Source organism: Trinickia fusca (genome assembly GCF_003628145.1).
In the GTDB taxonomy this organism is placed as follows: Bacteria; Pseudomonadota; Gammaproteobacteria; order Burkholderiales; family Burkholderiaceae; genus Trinickia; species Trinickia fusca.
The window spans coordinates 16,276-40,330 of sequence record NZ_RBZV01000018.1; the positions used below are offsets into that span (position 1 = coordinate 16,276).

The following is a 24,055-nucleotide window of genomic DNA, read 5'->3' on the forward strand; positions in this document are numbered from 1 at the left end:
TCGCGGCGCTTCACATTGAAACGGCCCCCGGCGCATCGTCATGATCCCGGGGCTTTCTTTTTTGCCGACGCCAATTCGCGCACTGAGTTTGCACGATAAACGCCGTATTTTTGTCACAGGAGCAGTCATTGTTCGATTTGGACGATTCAATTCGCATTCGGCCGTTCGAAAAACGCGATCTAGATGAAGTCGCGCGATTATTCGATGAATATCGGCAGTTCTATGAACAGCCGTCGGATCTTGAGCGCGCACGGCAATTCATTGGCAGCAGAATGGAAAACGGCGAATCCGTGCTGCTGGTCGCAGAGGATGCGAAAGGTGCCCTCGGCGGTTTCTGCCAGTTGTACCCGACGTTTTGCTCGGTGCTGGCCGAGCCCATCTACGTGCTGTACGACCTGTACGTTGCGCCGGCTGCGCGACGCCATGGCGTAGCCCGGGCACTGCTCGGCGCGGCTCACGAGCGCGCCCGCGCAGACGGGAAGGCGCGCGCCGACCTGACGACGGCCAAGACGAACGTGAACGCGCAGGCGCTCTACGAATCGATGGGCTGGAAACAGGATGAGGTGTTCCTGACGTACAACCTCGACGTGCGTGGCTAGCGCAGCATGAAAAAAACCCGGCCGGAGCCGGGTTTTTAAAGGCATCGCAATCGAGCGATCTCAGGCTGCTGCCTGGATGTTCGATGCTTGCTTGCCCTTCGGTCCTTGCACGACTTCGAAGCTCACCTTCTGACCTTCCTTGAGCGTCTTGAAACCGTTCATCTGGATGGCCGAGAAATGCGCAAACAGATCCTCGCCGCCTTCGTCGGGCGTGATGAATCCGAAGCCTTTCGCGTCATTGAACCATTTGACCGTACCAGTTGCCATACCTACTTCCCCTGTAACTCATGTCCTACCACGAGCACGCTCGAAAAGCTCGACAGCCGCGTTCGCAGCCGCCCCCTCCGCTCTAGCTCACCTCGGCATTTTTTCGTACTTGCACTTGTTGCGGCCAGCTGAAAAAAAGTGCCAGCTTGATTGTTGGATCTCTTTAATCAGGTGTCAAGTGAATTTTGAGATGTTTACTGGAGCATTGCATCGACTTTGGCTTTTCAGGGTTTCTCCCGCTTTTCATCTGTGCGCTCGCGCAAGCGGCGGGGCTTGAAAAGTCGCATAATCGACTCACATGGGGGACACGGCCGGCGTAAGCCCGCCGCGCGCGTGCCGAGGTGCCGGCACGCGTTGTGCGATACTCGAACGGGTCGCGCGTCGAAGCGGCGCATCGTGCACGATGCGCAACGGCAGCGCGGCCGGTTGCGCCACGAGAAGCGTGGCGCGCTGAGCGCTCGAGTGCGGCACGAGTCAACCAATTGTTCAGTCGGGTTTTGGCAGGATTGCGAGCCCGGCCGAGTTGTTTAGAATGGGTGTATGGCGATTATCCCTGACAAGCAGGACAGCACCGTACTGGAGCGACAGGAGCAGCAGCTCAAACCGCCCTCCATGTATAAGGTGGTGCTGCTGAATGACGACTTCACGCCAATGGAATTTGTCGTGATGATCGTGCAGGAATATTTCAATAAAGATCACGAGACCGCGACGCAGATCATGCTGAAGGTCCATCGCGAAGGGCGGGGAGTTTGTGGGGTCTATACGCGGGACATCGCGTCGACCAAGGTCGAGCAAGTTGTTACCCACGCGCGGCAAGCGGGCCACCCGCTGCAGTGCGTGATGGAGGAAGCATGATTGCCCAGGAACTGGAAGTCAGCTTGCACATGGCGTTCATGGAAGCACGCCAGGCACGGCATGAGTTCATTACGGTCGAACATCTCTTGCTGGCGCTGCTGGACAATCCGACGGCGGCCGAGGTGTTGCGCGCCTGCGCGGCCAACATCGAAGACTTGCGCCAGAATCTGCGCAACTTCATTCACGACAACACCCCGACGGTGCCCGGCACCGACGATGTCGATACGCAGCCGACGCTCGGCTTTCAACGTGTGATCCAACGCGCGATCATGCACGTGCAATCGACCTCGAACGGCAAGAAGGAAGTGACGGGCGCGAACGTGCTCGTCGCGATCTTCGGGGAAAAGGATTCTCACGCCGTCTACTACCTGCAACAGCAGGGGGTGACGCGCCTCGACGTCGTCAACTTCATCTCGCACGGCATCGCGAAGACGAACAGCAACGACGCCGCGAAGGCAGGCGAGGCGAACGCAGAGGCGGAAGACGCCGCCTCGCAAAAGGAAACACCGCTCGCCCAGTTCACGCAGAACCTGAACCAGATGGCCAAGGACGGCCGCATCGATCCGCTGATCGGGCGCGAGTCCGAAGTCGAGCGCGTCGTGCAGGTGCTGTGCCGCCGCCGTAAGAACAACCCGCTGCTCGTCGGCGAGGCCGGCGTAGGCAAGACGGCGATCGCCGAAGGCCTCGCGTGGCGCATTACGCGCGGCGAAGTGCCCGATATCCTTGCCGACGCGCAGGTCTACTCGCTCGACATGGGTGCGCTGCTCGCCGGCACGAAGTACCGCGGCGATTTCGAGCAGCGCTTGAAGACCGTGCTCAAGGAGCTCAAGGAGCGCCCGCACGCGATCTTGTTCATCGACGAAATTCATACGCTGATCGGTGCCGGCGCGGCGTCGGGCGGCACGCTCGACGCGTCGAATCTGCTGAAGCCGGCGCTGTCGTCGGGCACGCTCAAGTGCATCGGTGCGACGACGTTCACTGAATATCGCGGTATCTTCGAGAAAGATGCGGCGCTTTCCCGGCGGTTCCAGAAGATCGACGTGACGGAGCCGACCGTCGAGCAGACGGTCGCGATCCTGCGCGGGCTCAAGTCGCGCTTCGAAGAGCACCACGGCGTCAAGTACTCGTCGGGGGCGCTGTCGGCCGCGGCCGAGTTGTCGGCGCGCTTCATCACCGACCGTCATTTGCCTGACAAGGCCATCGACGTGATCGACGAGGCAGGTGCCGCCCAGCGGATCCTGCCCAAGTCGAAACAGAAGAAGACGATCGGCAAGGGCGAGATCGAGGAAATCATTTCGAAGATCGCGCGCGTGCCGGCCCAAAGCGTGTCGCAGGACGATCGCAGCAAGCTGCAGACGCTCGATCGCGATCTGAAGTCCGTCGTGTTCGGCCAGGACCCGGCGATCGACGCGCTCGCGGCGGCCATCAAGATGGCGCGTGCAGGCCTCGGCAAGACCGACAAGCCGATTGGCGCGTTCCTGTTCTCAGGCCCGACAGGCGTCGGCAAGACCGAAGTCGCGCGCCAGCTTGCGTTCACGCTCGGCATCGAGCTGATCCGCTTCGACATGTCGGAATATATGGAGCGCCATGCGGTGAGCCGCCTGATCGGCGCGCCGCCGGGTTATGTCGGTTTCGACCAGGGTGGCCTGCTGACCGAGGCCGTCACGAAGAAGCCGCACTGCGTGTTGCTGCTCGACGAAATCGAAAAGGCGCACCCCGACATCTTCAACGTGCTGCTGCAAGTGATGGATCACGGCACGCTGACGGATAACAACGGGCGCAAGGCCGATTTCCGCAACGTCATCATCATCATGACGACGAACGCGGGCGCCGAGTCGATGCAAAAGGGCACGATCGGTTTCACGACGCGCCGCGAAACGGGCGACGAGATGGCCGACATCAAGCGCTTGTTCACGCCCGAATTCCGCAACCGGCTCGATGCGACGATCAGCTTCCGCTCGCTCGATGAGGAAATCATCATGCGCGTGGTCGACAAGTTCCTCATGCAGCTCGAAGATCAGCTGCACGAGAAGAAGGTCGATGCGCTGTTCACCGACACGTTGCGCAAGCACTTGGCCAAGCACGGCTTCGACCCGCTGATGGGCGCGCGTCCGATGCAACGGTTGATCCAGGACACGATCCGCCGCGCGCTGGCCGACGAGCTGCTGTTCGGCAAGCTCATGAACGGGGGCCGTGTGACGGTCGATGTCGACGAAAACGACAAGGTGCAGCTGACGTTCGACGAGAATGCCGCACCGCGCAACCCGAATCCGGAGACGGTCGAAGTGGAGTGATGCGGTGAGCGGCGCGTTCGCGCCAGGCGCTCAAATGGAAACGGCGCGGGATTGGCTCCCGCGCCGTTTTTTTTGACGCCCGAACAATGAGCGAGGCCAGGCCTCGTTTCTCAACGCTCGGTTTTCAATGCCGTCCCGTGCTCCCAAAGCCACCCGCGCCGCGCTCGCTCTCCGAGAATTCGTCGACGATGTTGAACTGTGCTTGCACGACCGGAACGATGACGAGTTGCGCGAGGCGCTCCATCGGATTGAGCGTGAACGTCGTTTGGCCGCGATTCCACGTCGAAATCATCAGCTCGCCCTGGTAGTCCGAATCGATGAGGCCGACGAGATTGCCGAGCACGATACCGTGCTTATGGCCGAGGCCTGAACGCGGCAGAATCAGCGCGGCATAGCCAGGGTCGCCCACGTGGATCGCGAGCCCGGTCGGCACGAGTGCTGTCTGGCCCGGCTCGAGCAGCAGCGGCTTTTCGAGGCAGGCTCGCAGATCGAGGCCGGCACTGCCCGGCGTCGCGTAGGCGGGAAGGTATTCGCGCATGCGCGCATCGAGGATCTTCAGGTCGAGTTTCATTCGGTTGCTAAAAAAGGCGGCCCTGTCAGGCCGCGGACTGATCGCGCCCAAGCTCGAACGCTTGGGCCAGAAGTTCATAGGAGCGTCTGCGCGCCGTATAGCTGCCGGCCACCGTCAGCACGATCAGCTCATCGGCCCCGAACTGCTCTTGCAGCTGCACGAGCCGCTCGGTCACGGTCTCGGGCGTACCGATCACGCTGCGCGGCTTCTCTCGGTCGATCACGAGCTGCTCGTGTTCGCCGAACTCTTGCGCGGCACCCTGTTCAAGAGACGGGATCGGCTCGTTCATGCCATGGGCCATCTGCACGCGCCGCAAGTCGACGGCTTTTTCGAGCGCAAGCGCCTCGCGCTCGGTATCGGCGCAAATGACGAACACGGCGGCCGCCAGGTACGGCGCTTTTTCGTGCCCCACGCTGAACTGCTCGCGGTAGCTGCGCCCGACGTGATGGCCAAAATGCGCGTTGATGAAATGCGCAAATGCGAAGCGCAGGCCCAGCTTGGCGGCAAGCTGGCCGCCGAATTCGCTCGAGCCCAGCATCCACAGCTGCGGACGCGCGGCAATTTGCGGCTGCAGCAGCACGCCTTGTGCAACGTGATCGGGCGGCAGCGTCCCGCTCATCAAACCAACCAGATCGGCGACCTGTTCCGCGAAAATGTCGCCCCAGTTGTAGCTGCCTGCTGCTACCGCCTGCGCCGTGCGTGCGTTGCCGCCTGGCGCGCGGCCGACGCCGAGGTCGACGCGGTTCGGGAACAGCGCCTCGAGCATGAGGAACTGCTCGGCGACCTTGAATGGGCTGTAATACGGCAGCAAGATGCCGCCCGAGCCGATGCGGATGCGCTTCGTGAGGCTGCCAATGCGTGCGAGCATGACTTCGGGGCACGGATTCGATAGCGCGCGCAGCCCGTGATGCTCCGCGCACCAGTAGCGCGTGTAGCCGAGATCGTCGGCGAGCTGCGCGAGCTCGAGCGAGGCGGCGATCGCGTCGGCCTCCGTATGGCCGTCGATCACGGGGGTCTGGTCGAGCACGGAAAGTAGCGTCATGGCAGTTCCGCTCCGAAAAGGCCGGCGGCTCGCCATGCAAGGCCAGCCGCCTTGTGCATCACGAAATCAGGCTCGCGTCGGGCAGGCGCCGGGCGATTTCGTCGATCAGCGAGGCTGCCAGCGACGTCTTGTCGGCGCGCGGCAGGCGCGTGATACCCGATTGCTCGAACAGCGTGACCTCGTTGTCGTCGCGACCGAACGTCTGCGGCCCCAGGTTGCCGATCAGCAGCGGCACATTCTTGCGCGTGCGCTTTTGTTCGCCGTGCGTTTCGAGCTCGCCGCTCTCGGCTGCGAAGCCCACGCAATAGGGCGGATTCGGCATCTGCGCGACGCTCGCCAGAATGTCGGGGTTTTCGACGAACGTAAGGCTCGGCACGGTTTGCTCGGCCGTCTTCTTGATCTTGTGCGTACTGGTCTGATCGACGCGCCAGTCCGCTACGGCGGCAACCGAGATGAAGACGTCGCAGTTGAGCACGGCCTGCATCACAGCATCGTACATCTGCTGGGCCGTTTCGACGTCCTCACGCACGACGCCCCACGGCGTGTCGAGCGAGACGGGGCCCGCGATCAAGTGCACCTCGGCGCCCGCTTGCTGCGCGGCACGCGCGAGCGCAAAGCCCATCTTGCCGCTCGAGCGGTTCGTGATGCCGCGCACGGGGTCGATCGGCTCGAACGTCGGGCCGGCCGTCAACAGCACGCGCCGGCCAGTCAGCGGCTTCGGCCGGAAGAACGAAACGATCGCTTCATACGACGCTTGCGGCTCGAGCATGCGGCCGTCGCCGATTTCGCCGCACGCCTGTGCCCCCGAATCGGGACCCAGTACGAGTACGCCGTCGGCGCGCAGCTGCGCGACATTGCGCTGCGTGGCCGGGTTCGACCACATCTGGCGATTCATTGCGGGGACGACGAGCAGCGGACAGTCACGCGCAAGGCACAGCGTGGAGAGCAAATCGTCGGCCATGCCGTGCGCGAGCTTGGCGAGGAAGTCCGCCGAGGCCGGTGCGATCACGATCGCATGCGCTTCACGCGACAGATCGATATGCGCCATGTTGTTCGCGACGCGCTCGTCCCACTGGCTCGTGAAGACGGGGCGGCCCGAGAGCGCTTGCATCGTGACGGGTGTGATGAACTGCGTGGCCGCTTCGCTCATGGCGACCTGCACGGTGGCGCCGGCTTTGGTCAGCAGGCGTGTCAGCTCGGCGATCTTGTAGCAGGCGATGCCGCCTGTCATGCCGAGTACGAGGTGCTTTCCAGCGAGTTCTGCGGTTGCCAACGTTACCTCCGTGTACGCGCTACAGGCCGTGTGAGCCGCGCGCGCCAAATGACGGACGAAAGGTCAAGGACGGGATCGGCAGCGCGGCGCATAGGCGCTGGCTGCCGACCTGCTTGGGCGGTCAGCGCGTGCCGCGCACGCGCCGCAACTCGTCCAGCACCAGCAATATTGCGCCGATTACGATTCCGCTGTCGGCCACGTTGAATGCGGGCCAGTGCCAGGTGCCGACGTGAAAGTCGAGGAAATCGATCACGTGGCCGTGCACGAGCCGGTCGATCACGTTGCCGAGCGCGCCGCCCATGATCAGCGACAACGCCGTGCTGAACATCCGCTGGTTGCCGTGGCGCTTGAGCAGGTAGCAGATCACGAATGCCGCGGCGACGCCGAGCGTCGTGAACATCCAGCGCTGCCAGCCGCCCGCGGTGCCGAGGAAGCTGAACGCGGCGCCGCGATTGAACACCAGGAACAAGTTGAAGAACGGCGCGAGCGGGTAGGGCGTCGCATAGGCGAGCACCTTCGAGACCGCGATCTTCGTCAGCTGGTCGACGAGGATCACGATCAGCGCAATGCCGAGCCACGGCGCGAGCGAACCGCTCGCCTGTTTCGACAGCGTCTTGGCCATTACGCCGCGCTCCTTTGTTCACCGTTGCCGAACAGGTTGCTGGTGCAGCGGCCGCACAGCGTCGGATGCTCGGCATCCGCGCCGACGTCGGCACGATAGTGCCAGCAGCGTTCGCATTTGAGGTACTTCGACGTGACGACTTCGACGGCCTCGTCCGCTTCCGCATCGACCTTGACGATCGTGGCCGCAGAGGTGATCAGCACGAACTTGAGGTCGTCGCCGAGGCTCGCGAGCGCGTCGTAGGCCGCACCGCTCGCGAGAATGCGCACTTCGGCCTGCAGCGACGAGCCGATTTGCTCGGCCGCGCGCGCCTCCTCGAGCGCCTTCGTCACGTTGCCGCGCACGGTGCGCAGCAGCGCCCATTTCTGCAGCAGGGCCTGTGCTTCGGGCATCTCGGGGTAGACGTAGTAGGTCTCGGTGAAGATCGTGTCGCTGCCCGGTTGGAACACCTTCCACGCCTCTTCGGCCGTGAACGACAGGAACGGGGCGATCGCACGCAGCAAGCCCTGCGCGATGTGGTACAGCGCCGTTTGCGCCGAGCGGCGCGCGGGCGAGTCGGGCGCGCTCGTGTAGAGGCGGTCCTTCAGCACGTCGAGGTAGAAGCCGCCGAGGTCTTCGGAGCAGAACGTCTGCAGCTTGGCGACGACGGGGTGGAACTCGAATTTTTCATAGTACGCGAGGATTTCCTGCTGCAGCGATGCCGACAGCGCGACCGCATAACGGTCGATCTCGAGCCATTCGCCGATCGGACGCGCATGCTGGTCAAAATCGAAGTCCGACAGGTTGGCGAGCAAAAAGCGCAGCGTATTGCGGATGCGGCGGTAGCCTTCGGTCACGCGCTTGAGGATTTCCTCGGAGATCGCGAGCTCGCCCGAGTAGTCGGTGGAGGCGATCCACAGACGGATGATCTCGGCGCCGAGGCGGTTCGCCACTTCGTGCGGATCGATGCCGTTGCCGAGCGACTTGCTCATCTTGCGGCCTTCGCCGTCGACGGTGAAGCCGTGCGTGAGCAGCGCGCGGTACGGCGCGCGGCCGTCGAGCATCGACGCCGTCAGCAACGACGAGTGGAACCAGCCGCGGTGCTGATCGGAGCCTTCGAGGTACAGATCGGCCGGGAATTGCGACGCTTCGCGATGCGAGCCGCGCAGCACGTGCCAGTGCGTCGTACCGGAGTCGAACCACACGTCGAGCGTGTCGCGGTTCTTTTCGTACAGGTTCGCGTCGTCGCCGATCAGCTCGCGGGCGTCGAGCGTCTGCCAGGCTTCGATGCCGCCGGCTTCGACGCGCTGCGCCACTTGTTCGAGCAGCTCAAGCGTGCGCGGATGCAGGTCGCCTGTCTCCTTGTGCACGAAGAACGCCATCGGCACGCCCCACTGGCGCTGGCGCGACAGCGTCCAGTCAGGACGGTTCGCGATCATGTTGTAGAGGCGCTGCTTGCCCCACGACGGATAGAACGCCGTCGCTTCGATGCCTGCCAGCGCGGTTTCGCGCAGCGTCGCGCCGTCGTCGTTCGGCGTGACGTCCATGCCGGCGAACCACTGCGACGTCGCGCGATAGATGATCGGCGTCTTGTGGCGCCAGCAGTGCATGTAGCTGTGCTGCTCCTTTTCGGTGTGCAGCAGCGTGCCGGCGCCTTCGAGCGCTTCGATGATCTTCGGGTTCGCGGCCCAGATCGACAGCCCGCCGAACAGCGGCAGCGATTCGATGTAGCGGCCGTCGCCCATCACCGGATTGATGATGTCGGAGTCGGCCATGCCGTGCGCCTTGCACGACTCGAAGTCCTCCACGCCGTAAGCGGGCGAGGAGTGCACGATGCCGGTGCCGGTGTCGGTCGTCACGTACTCGCCCAGGTAGATGGGCGACGTGCGCTTGAAGCCGAGGTGGGCGGCGGCGAGCGGATGATGGAAGCGCAGGTTCGCGAGCGCAGCACCCGGTGCCGTGGCGATCACGTTGCCCGTCAAGCCGAATTGCTCGAGGCACGGCGCGACGCGCTCCTGCGCGAGGATCAGGAGGCCGCGCGGCGTGTCGACGAGCGCGTAGGTGATCTCGGGGTGAACGTTGAGCGCCTGGTTGGCGGGGATCGTCCACGGCGTGGTGGTCCAGATCACGATGCCGCCTTCGGCACGCGGCAGCGCCGCGAGGCCGAACGCCTGCGCCGTTTTTTCGGGCTCGGCGAACGGGAACAACACGTCGACCGACGGATCGGTGCGGTCCTTGTACTCGACCTCGGCCTCGGCAAGGGCCGAGCCGCAGTCGAAGCACCAGTTCACCGGCTTCAGGCCGCGGAACACGTAGCCTTTCTCGAAGATCTTCGCGAGCGCGCGGATTTCGGCGGCTTCATTGGCGAAGTTCATCGTCTTGTACGGATCGTCCCAGTCGCCGAGCACGCCCAGGCGCTTGAACCCCACCTTCTGCTTCTCGATCTGCTCGGCCGCGTAGGCGCGTGCCTTGCTCTGCACTTCGGCTGCCGGCAGCGACTTGCCGAACTGCTTTTCGATCTGGATCTCGATCGGCATGCCGTGGCAGTCCCAGCCCGGCACATAGGGCGCATCGAAGCCGGCCATGTTGCGCGACTTGACGATGATGTCCTTCAGGATCTTGTTGACGGCGTGGCCGAGGTGGATGTCGCCGTTCGCATACGGCGGGCCGTCGTGCAGCACGAAGCGGGGCCGGCCGGCGCTTGCCGCACGGATCTTCTCGTAGATGCCTTGGTCCTGCCACTCCTTGACCCATTGCGGCTCGCGCTTGGGCAGGTCGCCACGCATCGGAAACGGCGTGTCGAGCAAGTTGACCGGGTATTTGGCCGGGGATTTCGAATCGGCTTTCTTGTCGCTCATGGTGGGATCGCTGAAACAGTGTGGGCCCGGCGAACGGGCGCCTGTCAATCTATCAATATCGGTGTGGGTGTTGCTGCCTGCGAAGTCCGGCGCACCGGGCGCGACGCCATAGCGGCAACGGCGTGGCGGCTACCGAATTCGGTCGGTCGCCGAAGTCGAGAAGCCCGTCGCGCGGCTGCCCGGCGCGCCATCGGCGGCGCGGGCGGCTCCGTTGCCGCCCAGTGCGGCAAAGTAGGCCCGCGCCTGCGTGACATCTCGAGCGATGGCCGCCGTCAGCGTTTCGAGGTCGGCGAACTTCTCCTCGTCGCGCAGCTTGGTGAGAAATTCGACGCGCACGAGTTTGCCATAGGCGTCGCCGTGCCAATCGAGCAAATGGACCTCGAGCAGCACGCGGCCGGAGTCGTCGACGGTCGGGCGCAGCCCGAGGCTCGCGACGCCAGGCAGCGGCTCGCTTTCGATGCCATGGACGTGCACGACGAAGATGCCGGACGCCGCGGGCCGCTTGTGGGCGATCGGCAGGTTCAGCGTCGGGAAACCGAGGTCGCGCCCGAGCGCGAGCCCGTGCACGACGTGGCCGCTGATCGCGTAAGCGCGTCCCAACGCGGCATGGGCGGCGTCGAGATCGCCGGCCACGAGCGAGGCGCGCACGCTCGAACTCGAAATGCGCGCGCCGCTTGGATCGGCGACGGTCGGCATCTGCTCCACTTCGAAGCCGTGGCGCTCGCCGGCGGCCTTCAGCGAGGCGAAGTCGCCGGCGCGCTTGGCGCCGTAGCGGAAGTCGTCGCCGATCAGCACCCAGCGAGCGTGCAGCCCGCCGACGATGATGCGCTCGACGAATGTATCGGGCGACTGGCTCGCGAACGTCTGGTTGAAATGCTCGACCACGACGCGGTCGACGCCGTTCGTGCGCAGCGCTTCGAGCTTGTCGCGCAGCATCGCGATGCGCGGCGGCGCGCCGGCCGGATTGAAGAATTCGCGCGGATGCGGCTCGAACGTCATCACGCACACCGGCAGGCCGCGCGCGTGCGCCGCCTCGCGCACACGGGCGAGCAAAGCCTGGTGGCCGCGGTGGACACCGTCGAAGTTGCCGATCGTCAGCGCGCAGGGCGCGCGGCTTTCGGCGTTGGGAAGACCGCGGAAGACTCTCACGTTACCGGTTCAGGTGTGGCGGCACACAGGCCGCGAAGCCAAACATCGATGCGCGGCCGGCAGGCGCCGCAAAGCAGGAGATTATAAACGCTCGGGGGCGAGCGCGGCGGAGCGGCTTGGGAAGGGCCCCCCGAATGATAAAATCGCCGGATGAAAAATATCGTGATTCTGATTTCCGGGCGCGGCAGCAACATGGAAGCGATCGTGCGCGCCTGCGCGCACGAAGGCTGGCCCGCGCGCGTGGCGGCGGTCGTCTCGAACCGCGCCGACGCCGGCGGCCTGGCTTTTGCGGCCGCGCACGGCATCGCCACGGCCGTCGTCGACCACCGCGGCTTTGCCGACCGCGAGGCGTTCGATGCGGCGCTGGCTGCCGTCGTCGACTCCTACACCCCCGATCTCGTCGTGCTGGCGGGCTTCATGCGCGTGCTGACGGACGGCTTCGTCGATCGTTACGCGGGCCGCATGCTGAACGTGCATCCATCGCTGTTGCCGAGCTTTCCGGGGCTGCACACGCATCAGCGCGCACTCGAGGCCGGTGTGGCGCTGCACGGCGCAACCGTGCATTTCGTCACCTCGCAACTCGATCACGGCCCGATCGTCCTGCAGTCGGCCGTGCCCGTGCAGGCCGGCGACGACGCGCAGGCACTGGCCGCGCGCGTGCTGACGACGGAACATGTGATCTACCCGCGCGCCGCGCGCTGGTTCGTAGAAGGACGCCTGACACTCGAGGGCATGCGCGTGACCGTCACGCCGCCCGAGCCGCAGTGGATGTTCGCCGACACGCAAGGAGAAGCAATATGAAAAAGACGCCCCAGGCGCGCAAGGCGTCTTCGCCGCGGCGCGAAGGTCCGCTGCACGGTTTTCTGATCGGCCAGACCGAGACGCTGCTCGCCGAAATCCTCAAATTCACCGGCCCGGCCGACGCCACGACGAGCCGCTTTTTCCGCGCGCACCCGAAGCTCGGCCATAACGAGCGCGGCGTGATCGCCGAGGCCGTGTTCGCCGTGCTGCGCCGGCGCATGGAGTTCGCCCATCTGGCCGAGAGCGGCAGCGGCAGCCCGGCGCGACGGCTCGCCCTGCTCGGCCTCATGCAGACGATGGGCCGCTCGGCGCTCAAGCCGTTCGTGTCGGAGCAGGAGGCCGCCTGGCTCGAGCACGTTGCGACGATCGACCCGGCGAGTCTGCCGCTGCGTGTGCGCACGAATCTGCCCGACTGGATCGTCGAGGCGCTCGGCAAGCGCTTCGACGCTGACGAGCTCGCCCAGCTGGCCGCCGCGCTCAACTATCCGGCGCCGCTCGATCTGCGCGCCAACCCGATGAAGGCGAGCCGCGATCAGGTGCTCGACGCGCTCAAGGAAGCCGGCATCGACGCCGGCGCGACGCCGTTCGCGCCGCAAGGCGTGCGCGTGGCCGGCAAGCCGGCGCTCACGAAGCTCAAACTGTTCGAAGACGGCTGGGTCGAGGTGCAGGACGAGGGCAGCCAGCTGCTGTGCTCGCTCGTCGCGCCGCGGCGCGGCGAGATGATCGTCGACTTTTGCGCGGGTGCGGGCGGCAAGACGCTCGCACTCGGCGCTGCCATGCGCTCGACCGGGCGTGTCTATGCGTTCGACGTGTCCGAGCGGCGCCTGACCAAGCTCAAGCCGCGCCTCGCGCGCAGCGGGCTGTCGAACGTGCATCCGGTGCACATCGACAGCGAGCACGACGTCAAGATCAAGCGCCTCGCGGGCAAGATCGACCGCGTGCTCGTCGATGCGCCGTGCAGCGGCCTCGGCACGCTGCGACGCAATCCCGATCTGAAATGGCGGCAGAGCGCCGAGTCGGTCGCCGAGCTCACGCCCAAACAGGCGTCGATCCTCGCGAGCGCGGCCCGGCTCGTGAAGACGGGCGGGCGGCTCGTCTACGCGACCTGCAGCGTGCTCGAGGCCGAGAACGAGGCCGTCGTCGCCCAGTTCCTGGCCGAGCATCCGAATTTCGCGGTCGTACCCGCCGGCACGGTACTGGCCGATCAGCGCATCGGTCTCGAGATGGGCGATTACCTGACGTTGTGGCCGCATCGCCACGCGACCGACGGCTTTTTCGCCGCGGTGCTCGAGCGGCGCGCGTAAGCCGTAAGGCTTAACGCGTCAGTCAATTCATAGCCAAGTCCGACGGCTCAGCGCCGTCGGCGTTCCATGGGCATGACACAGAACCACATTCTTTCGCACATGTTGGAAGGCATCGTCCGCGACTACGGGCAGCCCGTCATGATCTGGCAGGGCGGCACGCTCCTCGGCACGCTGCTCGTCGCCTGGCTGCTCGCCCGCTTGCTGCGCCGCAAGCTCGAACGGCGCGGGCGGGAGCGTCGCGGAGGGCAGAGATTCGGCGCCGAAAGCCTGCACAAGGCGCTGTTTCCGCTGCTCGGCGCGGTGTTCGTCTGGCTCGAACAGACGATTCTCGACGACTACATGTCGACGTCGCTGCTCGAGCTCGCGTTCGTGCCGCTGTTCGGCATCGCGCTGATCTACAGCCTGTTCTTCGTTGCGCGACGTGTGTTCGGCAGCGACGGGCAGGCGCACACCTGGCTGTTTCTCGCCGAGAAGATCGTGACGGTGCTGGTCTGGACCGGCATGGGACTCACGGTGCTCGGCATCCAGGACCAGGTGCTGCGCTGGATGGGCACCGTGCACTTTCGCATCGCCAACGCGCACATGACGCTGCTGTCGCTGTCCACGGGCCTGCTGTGGGTCTGCGCGACGATGATCGTCGCGCTGTGGCTCGGCTCGGCTTTCGAGGATCGCGTCATGCGGGCCACCTCGATCGACGCGAACCTGAAGGCCGTGCTCGCGCGCGTGGGCCGGGCGCTGCTGGTGCTTGCGGCCGTGCTGATCAGTCTGTCGCTCGTCGGCATCGACATCACCGTGCTCGGCGTGTTCGGCGGCGCGCTCGGCGTCGGCCTCGGCTTCGGCTTGCAGAAGATCGCAAGCAATTACGTGTCGGGCTTCATCATCCTGATCGACCGGTCGCTGCGCATCGGCGACACGATCAACGTCGCGGGCCTGCAAGGCATGGTCACGCAGATCAGCACGCGTTACACGACCGTGCGCGGGCTCGACGGCATCGAGACGCTGATCCCGAACGAAAAGCTCATCACCGACGTCGTACAGAACCACTCGTCTTATCTCACGCGCGGCTACGCGAAGGCCGCGGTGCAGATCGCCTATACGTCCGACCTCGAGCGAGCCCTGGCGCTGCTGCCGCAAGCGGCGCAGGGCGTGCCGCGCGTACTCGAGGATCCGGCACCGACGCCGTACTTCGTGAGCTTCGGTGCCGACGGCATCAACCTCGAGCTCGGCTACTGGATCGAGGAGGCCGCCAAGGGCACGTCCGCCGTGCGCTCGGCCGTCAATCTGAACCTCTGGCGGCTGTTCAAAGAGCACGGCATTGCGATTCCGTACCCGACGCGCGACGTCCGCATCGTCGGTCAGCTGCCGACAAGCCTTGCCGATGCCGAAAACGGGGGCGGAGCAGGCGCTCGGTTGGCGCGCGACGCATCGGACGCCGCTTGACGTTGCCAGAGGGCGCGTCGAGCGGTTTCAAAGGCCGCGGCGAGGCAGCGACGAAAGGCCGCAACGGCGCGCAGAAGCACGCCGCGAGCGGCCTGCGATCTGGCCCGATGTATCTTGCACCGCAAAAAAAATTCATTTGTTACAACGACTTGCGACGGTTGAAGTAAAATGCCGTCCAGCTTGAAAGCCTGCTTTCATCTTTTTGACATTCCGCCGTCCGGGCGGGGTCGCCGCTCCACAGGTAAATTGCCTTGCTGAATTCCCTGCTCGACTTTTTGGCGCACGGTTCGCTTCACTTCTCGTGGTGGCAAATCGTGTTGTTCACGCTGGCCGTCACGCACGTGACGATCATCGGCGTCACGGTCTATCTACACCGCTGCCAGGCGCACCGTGCGCTCGATCTGCACCCGGTCGTCAGCCATTTCTTCCGCGCGTGGCTCTGGCTCACGACGGGCATGCTGACCGGCCAGTGGGCCGCGATCCACCGCAAGCACCACGCGAAGTGCGAAACCGAAGAGGATCCGCACAGCCCGCAAACGCGCGGCATCTGGAAGGTGCTGCTCGAAGGGGCGGAGTTGTACCGCGCCGAAGCGAAGAACGAAGAGACGCTGCGCCGCTTCAGCCACGGCACGCCGAACGACTGGATCGAGCGCAACCTGTATTCGAAGTACCCGATTCTCGGCGTCAGCATGATGATGGTCATCGACGTCGCGCTGTTCGGCATCGCCGGCCTGAGCGTCTGGGCCGTGCAGATGATCTGGATCCCGTTCTGGGCGGCCGGCGTCGTCAACGGTCTCGCGCACTTCTGGGGCTACCGCAACTTCAACTCGGCCGACGCCAGCACGAACATCTTCCCGTGGGGCATCCTGATCGGCGGCGAGGAACTGCACAACAACCACCACACGTACGCGACGTCGGCCAAGCTGTCGAACAAGTGGTTCGAGTTCGACATCGGCTGGGGGTACATCCGCTGCCTGTCGGCGCTGCGCCTGGCCAAGGTCAAGAAGGTCGCGCCCACGCCGCGTCTGGCCGCGCGCAAGCTCGTGCTCGATCAGGACACGCTGCAAGCCGTGCTGTCCAACCGCTATGAGGTGATGGCGCGCTACGGGAAGACGGTCAAGCGCGCGTACCGCCAGGAGCTCGTGCGCCTCAAGGAAATCGGCGCACGCGAAAAGTATTTGCTCATGCACGGCGCCCGCAAGTGGTTCCACAAGGACGAAGCGGGTCTGGACGAACCGCAACGCAGCCAGTTGCCCGAGATCTTCGCGAACAGCCAGACGCTGCGCACGTTCATCGAGCTGCGCAACGATCTGACCGCGATCTGGGAGCGATCGAACGCTTCGCGCGAACAACTGCTCGCGCAATTGCAGGACTGGTGCCATCGCGCTGAACAGAGCGGCATCAAGGCGCTGCAGGAGTTTGCGCTGCGCTTGCGTCGCTACGCCTGACGACGAAATCCTTTAAAATTTCGAGACGTCACAACACCCCGCGCTGGCGGGGTGTTGCTTTTTGAGGCGTCCAAAATGCGCTCAGCTTTCCTCCCCATTTTGGAGGCGAGCCTATCGTGCAGCGGAGATCATGGTGGACTCGAGGATCAAGACTGTCGAATTTGATAAGCCGCTCGTGACGAGCGGCGCCGGTGCCGTGTGCGGCGTCGGGCAAGCCTGGGCGAAGGTGCCGCCGGCGCCGTCGAAGGAAGAGCGGGCCGAGCTGAAGGCGCGGATTCGCGCGCTGCTCGAACGCGAGAAGGCGGTGCTCGTTGCGCACTACTACGTCGATGCGGAGCTTCAGGAGCTGGCCGACGAGACGGGCGGCTGCGTGGCCGATTCGCTCGAAATGGCGCGCTTCGGACGCGATCACGAAGCGAAGACGCTCATCGTGGCCGGCGTGCGCTTCATGGGCGAAACGGCCAAGATTCTGAGCCCCGACAAGCGCATCCTGATGCCCGACCTCGACGCGACGTGCTCACTCGATCTCGGCTGTCCGGCCGACGAATTCTCGGCGTTTTGCGATGCGCACCCGGATCGGACCGTCGTCGTCTACGCGAATACGAGCGCGGCCGTGAAGGCGCGCGCGGACTGGATGGTGACGTCGTCGATCGGCTTGGAGATCGTCGCGGACCTGCACGCGCGCGGCGAGAAGATCCTGTGGGCGCCCGACCGCCACCTGGGCAACTACATTCAGAAGAAGACGGGCGCGGACATGCTGTTGTGGCAGGGCTCGTGCCTCGTGCATGACGAGTTCAAGGGCATCGAGCTCGATGTGCTGCGCGCGCAGTACCCGCATGCGAAGGTGCTCGTGCATCCCGAGTCGCCCGAAGGCGTGGTCGCACTGGCCGACGTGGTCGGCTCGACGACGCAGCTCATCGACGCGGCCAAGCGGCTCGACGCCACGCATTTCATCGTCGCGACCGACCTCGGCATCTTGCATAAGATGCGGCTCGCTGCACCCGGCAAGACGTTCATCGAGGCGCCGACGGCCGGCAACAGCGCGACCTGCAAGAGCTGCGCGCATTGCCCGTGGATGGCCATGAACGGGCTGGCGAACCTCGCCGAGGTGCTCGAGCGCGGCAACAACGAGATCTTCGTGGATCCGGCCATCGCTGAGCGTGCGCGTCGGCCGATCGACCGTATGCTGGCATTCGCCGCCGAGCACAAGCGGCGCGTCCAGACGAGCGGCGACCTCGCGCGCGACGGTGCGTTGTTTGCGAACGTGGGGGCCGCTTAATGGGAGGCTCGCCGTCGATGGAAGAGACCGTCTCGCCGTTGTTTGCCGAGATTCGTGCCGAGTATGGGGCGGCGTTCGATGCCGCGCTCGCGCGTAACGTCGCCGATACGCTGGCCGAAGACGTCGGCAGCGGCGATTTGACGGGCCGGCTCGTGTCGGCCGATGCCGTGCGCGAAGCGCGCATCATCGTGCGGGAAGAGGCTGTGCTGTGCGGTGTGCCGTGGTTCGAAGCGGTCATGCGCAGCGTCGACCCGTCGATCGCGGTCGAATGGCGCTACCGCGAAGGGGAGCGCATGGCTGCCGATTCGCTCGTGTGCGTGCTGCACGGCCCCGCGCGTGCGTTGCTCACGGCCGAGCGCAACGGGCTCAACTTCCTGCAATTGTTGTCCGGCGTTGCAACAGCCACGCGCCGCTACGTCGATACGATCGCGGGCACACGCGCGCGTATTCTCGACACGCGCAAGACGCTGCCGGGGCTACGCCTCGCGCAAAAGTACGCCGTGCGCGTGGGCGGCGGCGCGAACCAGCGGCTCGCGCTGTACGACGGCATTCTGATCAAGGAAAACCACATCGCCGCCGCTGGCGGCGTGGGGCCGGCGCTCGAGGCCGCGTTCGCGCTCGACGCGGGGGTGTCGGTGCAGATCGAGGTCGAAACGCTCGAACAGCTCGAGTCGGCGCTCGCGCATCGCGCGCAGTCGGTCTTGCTCGACAACTTTTCGTACGACGCGATGCGTGATGCCGTGAAGCTGACGGCAGGGCGCGCGGTGCTCGAGGTGTCGGGCGGGGTGAATCTCGAGACGGTCCGCACGATCGCCGAGACGGGGGTCGACCGCATTTCGATCGGTGCGCTGACGAAGGACGTGCGCGCCACCGACTACTCGATGCGACTCGTTTGATCTGCGAGGGGGGGGCGGGTTTGGCGCTTGACGCCGGCCCGAAAACAAAAAAGCCGCTGCATGGTGAGTGCAGCGGCTTTTTGTTTGGCGGGGCGTCGCGTGCCGTCAGACCTGTCGGTTGCGCACGCGCTCGGGCGACAGGACGGTCGGCAGCGCCTTGGGCAGGGCGGAGGGCCAGTCGCGCGAGAAGTGCAGGCCGCGGCTTTCGCGTCGCGAACGCGCGCCGTCGACGATCAATGCAGCCACGTCGACGAGATTGCGCAGCTCGAGCAGATCGCGGCTGACCTTGAAGTTGGCGTAGTACTCCTGGATTTCATCGCGCAGCAGCGCGATGCGGTGCTTGGCCCGCGTGAGCCGCTTATCGGTGCGCACGATGCCGACGTAATTCCACATGAGCCGGCGCAGTTCATCCCAGTTGTGGGCGACGACGACTTCCTCGTCCGGGTCCGAAACACGGCTTTCGTCCCAGTCGGGCAGCGGAGCATGCGCGGCCGCATCGAATCCTTCGCTCTCAATCGCTTGAGCGGCCGCACGGCCCACGACAAGGCATTCGAGCAGCGAATTGCTCGCGAGTCGGTTTGCGCCATGCAGCCCCGTGCAGGACGTTTCGCCGACGGCATAGAGGCCTGCCAGATCGGTGCGTCCGGCCAGGTCGGTTACGACGCCGCCGCATGTGTAGTGCGCGGCCGGAACAACGGGAATCGGGTCCTTCGTGATGTCGATACCGAACTCGAGGCAGCGCGCGAGGATGGTCGGAAAGTGCTCTTTCAGGAAGGCGGCCGGCTGATGGCTGATGTCGAGATAGACGCAGTCGATGCCGCGCTTCTTGATTTCAAAGTCGATCGCGCGCGCCACGATATCGCGCGGCGCGAGCTCGGCGCGTTCGTCGTGGGCAGGCATGAAGCGCGTGCCGTCGGGCAGCAGCAGGCGTCCGCCTTCGCCGCGCACCGCTTCCGAGATCAGGAACGATTTCGCGTACGGGTGGAACAGGCAGGTCGGGTGGAACTGGATGAACTCCATGTTCGCGACGCGGCACCCGGCGCGCCACGCCATTGCGATGCCGTCGCCGGTCGCGGTATCGGGATTCGTCGTGTACAGATAGACCTTGCCGGCGCCGCCGGTCGCGAGCACGGTGTGCTGGGCTTCGAGCGTGACGGTGCGCCCGCTTGCGACGTCGAGCGCATACAGGCCGTGGCAGCGCCGGCCGGGCAGGCCGAGGCGATCGGAGGTGATGAGGTCGATCGCGTGGTGGTCTTCGAGCAGCGTGATGTTGGGATGCTGGCGTACGCGTTCGGACAGCGTCGCGACGACGGCATGCCCCGTGGCGTCGGCAGCATGGATGATGCGCCGATGGCTGTGGCCGCCTTCACGCGTCAGATGAAAGCCCAGCTCTGCCGCGTCATCGCGCGTGAACGGCACGCCTTGGTCGATCAGCCATTCGATGGACTTGCGGCCACCTTCGACGATGAAACGCGTGGCGGCTTCGTCGCACAGGCCTGCGCCGGCCACGAGCGTGTCGCGCACATGGTTTTCCACGCTATCGGTCGAGTCGAGCACTGCGGCGATGCCGCCCTGGGCCCAATCGCTGGCACCTTCGGTCATCGACCGCTTGGCGATCACGGCGACGCGCCGCGTATCGGCAAGATTCAATGCGACTGTCAGCCCCGCCAACCCGCTGCCTACGATCACGACATCGAAATTCATTTCTGCGTTCCTGTGTCCTTGGTTCAGCGCGTGCGCGCCGTAACGCGCCCTCTGTGACAAGCCGAACAGCATACCGCGCCGAGCATGCGAGCAGCTAGTGCCCACAACTAGGGGGGGAGCTTCTCCACGGACGCACCAACGAAAAAGCCCCGCAACGAGGCGGGGCTTTTTCTTGTGTCAGGCTCGAAGGATCAATTACTTGATCTTCGTTTCCTTGTACTCAACATGCTTGCGGACGACGGGATCGAACTTCATGATCGCCATCTTTTCCGGCATGTTGCGCTTGTTCTTGGTGGTCGTGTAGAAGTGACCCGTGCCTGCGGTCGACTCCAGCTTGATCTTGTCGCGTGCGCCTTTCGCCATGATTTACTCCTTAAGCTTCGCCGCGTGCGCGCAGATCGGCGAGCACGGAGTCGATGCCGTTCTTGTCGATCAGGCGCAGACCCGCGTTCGAAACGCGCAGACGCACCCAACGGTTTTCGCTTTCCACCCAGAAACGGCGGTTTTGCAGGTTCGGCAGGAAGCGCCGCTTGGTTTTGTTATTTGCGTGGGAAACGTTGTTGCCGCTCATCGGCGCTTTCCCAGTAACTTGGCATACGCGTGCCATATGAGAGCACTCCTAAAACGCTTTAAATTCGGGGTTCGAGCCTGGGGCGGACCTGACAAGCAGGTTCCGTTCCGGTCGGTTTTTTTCCCTCGGTGAGGGGCCTGAGAGCCGCATCCCGCCGGGGGTTCGGGTCCATACAAAGACCTGAACGACGACCACGCCCAGACTTCTGAACGGGGTTGGAAACAGGCAGACGGCGATTCTAGCAGAAAAAGCGCCGAAAAATCAAACCGAATTTGCATCTGGCTTCCAGTGCGCTGCGCAGGCCCAGTCCACGCGCCTGCAGGCGAATCGAAAGCTTGCCGTCACAGCCAGCCCGCGCGCGCGAACGAGAATACCGTGTTGGCGCCCACGACGAGGTGGTCGATGAGCCGCACGTCGATCAGCGCGAGCGCGTCGCGCAGCACGCGCGTGAGCTGGCGGTCGCTCGCGCTCGGCGTGGCGGCGCCCGACGGGTGATTGTGCGCGACGATGAGGCTCGCGGCGTTGACGGTGAGCGCGCGCCGCACGATTTCGCGCGGATAGACGGCCATGCGCGTGAGGGAGCCGTGGGCAGTCTCCTCGCTGTCGATGAGGTGGTGCCGCGCGTCGAGAAACAGGCACAGGAAGACTTCGTGGGTCCGCGCGCCGATCAGGAGGCGCACGTAATCCTCGACGGCCGCGCTCGAATCGACAAGGGGCCGCTCGCGCAATTTTTCGGCGAGCGCGCGCCGCGCCATTTCGACGACGGCGAGCAGCACCGCCGTCTTGGCCGGCCCGATGCCGCGCAGCCCTTGGAAGTCGGCAGGCTGGGCATCGAGCAGCGCGCGCAGCGAACCGAACCGCGCGAGCAGCGTGCGGGCGAGCTCGAATACGTTGTGGCCCGGCAGGCCCGAGCCCAGAAAGATGGCGACGAGCTCGGTATCCGACAGCGCTTGCGCGCCTGCGTCGAACAGTCGCTCACGCGGCATGTCGCGCCAGGGCGGGGCGCCGGGCGGCAGCGGTACGATGGAATCGGCGGTGAGCGCTCCAGCGCCCGACGTGCCGGAACTATCCGACATATTTTCTATCTCCCGGTAGCGCGGCCCGCACGAAAGCGCCGCGCGGCTCGTCGCGAGCCGCGCCCGCCCGCGGGCCGCCAGGTGGCTTACAATGGTGACTTTGCGCCGGACTCGGTCGCCAGCCTTCCGTTTTCCGCGCGCGGGCGCACGCATTGCGCCTCGACCGAACGAGTTATTCCATGAGCATCATCGACATTTCAGAAGTGAAACCCGGCTCGCACGTCACGCTTCACTACCGGCTTTCGCTTGCCGATGGCGCCGACATCGTCAACACCTTCGGCGACAAGCCGGCTACGTTGCTGCTCGGCGCCGGCCAACTGGCGCCGCCGCTCGAAGAGATTCTCGTGGGCATGAAGGTGGGGCGCCAATCGACCTTTCAGCTAGAGGCCGGCCGGGCCTTCGGTCCGCGCAACCCCGATTTGATCCAGCGCGTCTCGCTGGCCGCGCTGCGCGAGAACGGCATGATCGGCGAGGAGTTCGCCCCCGGCGACCTGATCGAATTCAACGCGCCCGACGGCGGCCGCTACGCGGGTGTGCTCAAGGAAATCGGCGAAACGTCCGCACTGTTCGATTTCAATCATCCGCTGGCGGGTCAGGCGCTGACCTTCGAAGTCAAAATCATCGGGATCCTGTAATCATGAGCCTCATGGACACCTCTCTCGCCGCCGCCGAGGCAGAAATCCTGCTGGCCCAGCCGCGCGGCTTTTGTGCGGGCGTCGATCGCGCGATCGAGATCGTCGAGCGCGCGATCAAGCTGTTCGGTGCGCCGATCTACGTGCGCCATGAAATCGTCCACAACGCCTACGTCGTCGACGATCTGCGCAAGAAGGGCGCCGTGTTCGTCGAGCTGCTCGATGAAGTGCCGGCTGGCAGCACCGTCATCTTCAGTGCTCACGGCGTGTCCAAAGCCGTGCGCGAAGAGGCCGAGGCGCGCGGGCTGCGCATCTATGACGCCACCTGTCCGCTCGTCACGAAGGTGCACATCGAAGTGGCGAAGATGCGCCAGGAAGGGCTCGACATCGTCATGATCGGCCACAAGGGCCACCCCGAGGTCGAAGGCACGATGGGGCAGTGCGGCGAGGGCATGTATCTGGTCGAGAGCATCGAGGACGTCAACGCGCTCGAAGTCGCCGACCCGGAACGGATCGCATTCGTCACGCAAACGACGCTGTCGGTCGACGACGCGGCCGAGATCATCGCCGCGCTGAAGGCGCGTTTTCCGGCGATCCGCGAGCCGAAGAAGCAGGATATCTGCTACGCCACGCAAAACCGCCAGGACGCCGTGAAGTTCATGGCGCCGCAATGCGACGTCGTCATCGTCGTCGGCAGCCCGAACAGCTCGAACTCGAATCGTCTTCGTGAAGTGGCCGAAAAGCGCGGCGTGCCGGCGTATATGGTCGACTCGCCCGCCCAAATCGATCCGGCTTGGGTCGAAGGCAAGCGCCGCATCGGCGTGACGGCGGGCGCATCGGCGCCCGAGGTGCTGGCGCAGGCGGTGATCGAACGTCTGCACGAACTTGGTGCGCGCAACGTGCGGGCACTCGAAGGCATCGAGGAAAGCATCGCATTTCCGCTTCCACGCGGGTTGACGCTGCCGAGTTAAATGGTCGGACCAGTCGGTCCATTTTACGACCATTAATCTTTTTTAATCAAAGGAGCGCGCCTCATCAGGCGCGCTTTTTTTATTTGCGTTGACCAGAGGAATACAGCGGTTGCTCCTAAAATCAGCACAAAAGTTGCAACCCGGTTGCAACATGCACCGAATAAGTGCGCGAAAAAAAGGTTGCAATGCAGGAAAACCCTGCCGGTTCAGCATATTGGCCGCACTGTAATTGGAGTTACAATGCGCCCGTCCTCAAGGCTCCTGGAGTCTTAGGCAACGGTTTAGCAAGGCGCAGGAGACCTAGTTAATGCAATTCCAGTTTGCTTACGCCGCGGTCAGTACAGCGAGCGGCGGCGGGGCGAGCACCGGTTCTGCGGCAACAGCTGCCGCAGCGTCCGCAGACGAGTCGACTATCGTCAACCTC

General features: G+C 64.7%; 22 protein-coding genes. 11 read left to right on the plus strand and 11 right to left on the minus strand.

Going from position 1 to position 24,055, the window contains the following annotated elements:
* Positions 1-149: 149 nt before the first annotated feature.
* Positions 150-599 (plus strand): GNAT family N-acetyltransferase, encoded by a 450-nt coding sequence (locus tag D7S89_RS25290; RefSeq protein ID WP_121281673.1) that lies wholly within the window; start codon positions 150-152, stop codon positions 597-599.
* A 60-nt stretch (positions 600-659) separates the two neighbouring features.
* Here the strand turns inward: D7S89_RS25290 and cspD are convergent, their stop codons facing one another.
* On the minus strand, positions 660-866 hold the full coding sequence (gene cspD, locus D7S89_RS25295) for a cold shock domain-containing protein CspD (protein WP_017776809.1): 207 nt from the start codon (positions 864-866) through the stop codon (positions 660-662).
* Positions 867-1,406: 540 nt separating this feature from the next.
* Between cspD and clpS the strand changes: the two genes are divergently transcribed.
* Together clpS and clpA are read left to right on the plus strand one after the other, a co-directional pair.
* Positions 1,407-1,721, plus strand: coding sequence for an ATP-dependent Clp protease adapter ClpS (gene clpS, locus D7S89_RS25300; RefSeq protein ID WP_121281623.1), 315 nt, complete (start codon positions 1,407-1,409; stop codon positions 1,719-1,721).
* The gene (gene clpA / locus D7S89_RS25305) at positions 1,718-4,015 is read left to right on the plus strand and encodes an ATP-dependent Clp protease ATP-binding subunit ClpA (RefSeq protein ID WP_121281624.1); all 2,298 of its coding nucleotides are present in this window, start codon (positions 1,718-1,720) and stop codon (positions 4,013-4,015) included. The genes clpS and clpA overlap by 4 nt, the downstream gene beginning before the upstream one ends.
* Positions 4,016-4,139: 124 nt before the next feature.
* Here clpA and dut read toward each other — a convergent pair whose 3' ends face one another.
* The 6 genes from dut to D7S89_RS25335 all read right to left on the minus strand — a co-directional run bounded on the left by dut (position 4,140) and on the right by D7S89_RS25335 (position 11,509).
* Positions 4,140-4,586, minus strand: a complete 447-nt coding sequence (gene dut / locus D7S89_RS25310) for a dUTP diphosphatase (protein ID WP_121281625.1) — start codon at positions 4,584-4,586, stop codon at positions 4,140-4,142.
* A 25-nt stretch (positions 4,587-4,611) separates the two neighbouring features.
* Entirely contained in the window at positions 4,612-5,628 is a 1,017-nt protein-coding gene (locus D7S89_RS25315) for an LLM class flavin-dependent oxidoreductase (protein WP_121281626.1), read from the minus strand.
* Positions 5,629-5,686: 58 nt separating this feature from the next.
* Positions 5,687-6,901 (minus strand): bifunctional phosphopantothenoylcysteine decarboxylase/phosphopantothenate--cysteine ligase CoaBC, encoded by a 1,215-nt coding sequence (coaBC, locus tag D7S89_RS25320; protein WP_121281674.1) that lies wholly within the window; start codon positions 6,899-6,901, stop codon positions 5,687-5,689.
* Between the two features lie 121 nt (positions 6,902-7,022).
* Positions 7,023-7,523, minus strand: a complete 501-nt coding sequence (lspA, locus tag D7S89_RS25325) for a signal peptidase II (RefSeq protein WP_121281627.1) — start codon at positions 7,521-7,523, stop codon at positions 7,023-7,025.
* Positions 7,523-10,360, minus strand: coding sequence for an isoleucine--tRNA ligase (ileS, locus tag D7S89_RS25330; protein WP_121281628.1), 2,838 nt, complete (start codon positions 10,358-10,360; stop codon positions 7,523-7,525). Before ileS ends, lspA begins: the two co-directional genes overlap by 1 nt.
* Before the next feature lie 129 nt (positions 10,361-10,489).
* Complete coding sequence (locus tag D7S89_RS25335; RefSeq protein WP_121281629.1) at positions 10,490-11,509, minus strand: bifunctional riboflavin kinase/FAD synthetase; 1,020 nt, start codon at positions 11,507-11,509, stop codon at positions 10,490-10,492.
* Between the two features lie 150 nt (positions 11,510-11,659).
* Here D7S89_RS25335 and purN point away from each other — a divergent pair, with 150 nt between their 5' ends.
* From purN to nadC, 6 genes are all read left to right on the plus strand, one after another.
* Entirely contained in the window at positions 11,660-12,310 is a 651-nt protein-coding gene (gene purN / locus D7S89_RS25345; RefSeq protein ID WP_121281631.1) for a phosphoribosylglycinamide formyltransferase, read from the plus strand.
* On the plus strand, positions 12,307-13,614 hold the full coding sequence (locus D7S89_RS25350; protein WP_121281632.1) for an RsmB/NOP family class I SAM-dependent RNA methyltransferase: 1,308 nt from the start codon (positions 12,307-12,309) through the stop codon (positions 13,612-13,614). Before purN ends, D7S89_RS25350 begins: the two co-directional genes overlap by 4 nt.
* A gap of 72 nt (positions 13,615-13,686) precedes the next feature.
* Positions 13,687-15,054: a mechanosensitive ion channel family protein gene (locus D7S89_RS25355; RefSeq protein WP_121281633.1), complete on the plus strand. Its 1,368-nt coding sequence runs from the start codon at positions 13,687-13,689 to the stop codon at positions 15,052-15,054.
* A 251-nt stretch (positions 15,055-15,305) separates the two neighbouring features.
* Positions 15,306-16,502, plus strand: coding sequence for a DesA family fatty acid desaturase (locus D7S89_RS25360; RefSeq protein ID WP_121281634.1), 1,197 nt, complete (start codon positions 15,306-15,308; stop codon positions 16,500-16,502).
* A 133-nt stretch (positions 16,503-16,635) separates the two neighbouring features.
* Positions 16,636-17,781: a quinolinate synthase NadA gene (gene nadA / locus D7S89_RS25365; RefSeq protein ID WP_121281675.1), complete on the plus strand. Its 1,146-nt coding sequence runs from the start codon at positions 16,636-16,638 to the stop codon at positions 17,779-17,781.
* A 17-nt stretch (positions 17,782-17,798) separates the two neighbouring features.
* On the plus strand, positions 17,799-18,677 hold the full coding sequence (gene nadC, locus D7S89_RS25370) for a carboxylating nicotinate-nucleotide diphosphorylase (protein ID WP_425470912.1): 879 nt from the start codon (positions 17,799-17,801) through the stop codon (positions 18,675-18,677).
* A 105-nt stretch (positions 18,678-18,782) separates the two neighbouring features.
* Here nadC and nadB read toward each other — a convergent pair whose 3' ends face one another.
* From nadB to radC, 4 genes are all read right to left on the minus strand, one after another.
* On the minus strand, positions 18,783-20,381 hold the full coding sequence (gene nadB / locus D7S89_RS25375; RefSeq protein ID WP_121281676.1) for an L-aspartate oxidase: 1,599 nt from the start codon (positions 20,379-20,381) through the stop codon (positions 18,783-18,785).
* Between the two features lie 195 nt (positions 20,382-20,576).
* Positions 20,577-20,744, minus strand: a complete 168-nt coding sequence (gene rpmG, locus D7S89_RS25380) for a 50S ribosomal protein L33 (protein ID WP_121281636.1) — start codon at positions 20,742-20,744, stop codon at positions 20,577-20,579.
* A gap of 10 nt (positions 20,745-20,754) precedes the next feature.
* On the minus strand, positions 20,755-20,988 hold the full coding sequence (gene rpmB, locus D7S89_RS25385; protein WP_004186391.1) for a 50S ribosomal protein L28: 234 nt from the start codon (positions 20,986-20,988) through the stop codon (positions 20,755-20,757).
* A gap of 305 nt (positions 20,989-21,293) precedes the next feature.
* Positions 21,294-21,938 carry a RadC family protein gene (radC, locus tag D7S89_RS25390; RefSeq protein WP_245983280.1) on the minus strand — a complete coding sequence of 215 codons (645 nt, stop codon included), beginning with the start codon at positions 21,936-21,938 and terminating at the stop codon, positions 21,294-21,296.
* Positions 21,939-22,207: 269 nt separating this feature from the next.
* Here radC and D7S89_RS25395 point away from each other — a divergent pair, with 269 nt between their 5' ends.
* Both D7S89_RS25395 and ispH read left to right on the plus strand, forming a co-directional pair.
* The gene (locus D7S89_RS25395; protein ID WP_121281638.1) at positions 22,208-22,663 is read left to right on the plus strand and encodes an FKBP-type peptidyl-prolyl cis-trans isomerase; all 456 of its coding nucleotides are present in this window, start codon (positions 22,208-22,210) and stop codon (positions 22,661-22,663) included.
* 2 nt (positions 22,664-22,665) lie between these two features.
* On the plus strand, positions 22,666-23,631 hold the full coding sequence (gene ispH, locus D7S89_RS25400) for a 4-hydroxy-3-methylbut-2-enyl diphosphate reductase (RefSeq protein WP_121281639.1): 966 nt from the start codon (positions 22,666-22,668) through the stop codon (positions 23,629-23,631).
* Positions 23,632-24,055: the final 424 nt, after the last annotated feature.